Below are 1,053 nucleotides of genomic sequence, written 5' to 3'. Positions count from 1 at the left end.
GGCGTTATTTGGCAACACGAAATCGAGTTATTATTTTATTGTAAGAACAGTGTTTTCAAGGTCGGCTTGGTGGGTTACGCCTCAGTTTTCGCCTAACCGTTTTGGTGTTTATCGTTAATAGACTTTACGCTTTTTAAGACACCTTGCGGTAAAGTCATTAACTTTGTTCTAGCTTTAGTGTTTGGCTCAAAAATCACGGTTTGGTGAGTCGTGTTGCTGGGCGCTCTTTAGTTCTACGGTCGGGCTGCCAAATCAGTAAAAGCTCTTGTTTTCGTTGGTAGTTTTCCGCTACCATCAAATAACAAGATAATTCAAATCGGACACGTAACAGTTGGCCATCGCTTCGCGATTATAGCCAATGTTACTTTGCCGTTTAATATAAACGTTAGGCATCTTTCAGAATGGAGTCTCAGTATGTCAAAAAAAGATGATGAAACCCCAGATTTCCTTCAATCATTTATTGAATCGGCAACTCCCCCAGAAGGTATGGGGAATGACCGATTTAAGCTTAATTGGTCTATTCTTTTGGTTTTTGTTCCATTCTTAATTTACGGGTTACTATGTTTTAATATCCCATACTTGAATATAGTGTTATTCATTTATTCTATTGTTTTATTGCTCTTCTATATTAGATTAGTTGCTGTCTTTAAAGAGTTTATGGCGTACGAATCAAATCCATTTGATTTCGTTAAAGTCCAATTTATTATTTTTTTAAATATAGTTGTATATTTCGGGTTAATTTATTATTTCCTTTATAAAATGGATCCTACAAGTTTTAGTATGCCCTTAGATGCATTTGATAGTGTTTACTTTAGTCTAGTTACTGTTTCAACTCTTGGTTACGGTGAAATACACCCACTATCAAAGTCTGCTAGGGCCATTGCTATGGCTGAGTTACTCGTTGGAATGTGGTTTTTTATTACAGTGGTTCCTGTTGCAGTCGCAGATCAGGCCGAAAGACTTCGGATTTTTCGTGCTGGAAGGAAAAAAATGGCGGAAGCTCTTAAAAAATCACACGAAAAAGGTGAGCTCAAACGCGTGGACGATGATGCC

The 1,053-nt window shown here is 37.4% G+C and carries 1 protein-coding gene; it reads left to right on the top strand.

Translation table 11 applies throughout. From position 1 onward, the window contains the following. Nucleotides 1-414: 414 nt before the first annotated feature. A partial coding sequence (locus tag AC27G3_RS18125) for a potassium channel family protein (RefSeq protein WP_487124034.1) occupies nucleotides 415-1,053 on the top strand: 639 nt, incomplete at its 3' end.

This window comes from Colwellia sp. SU-HH01217 (genome assembly GCF_057543495.1).
This window is presented reverse-complemented; position numbering and strand designations above follow the sequence as displayed.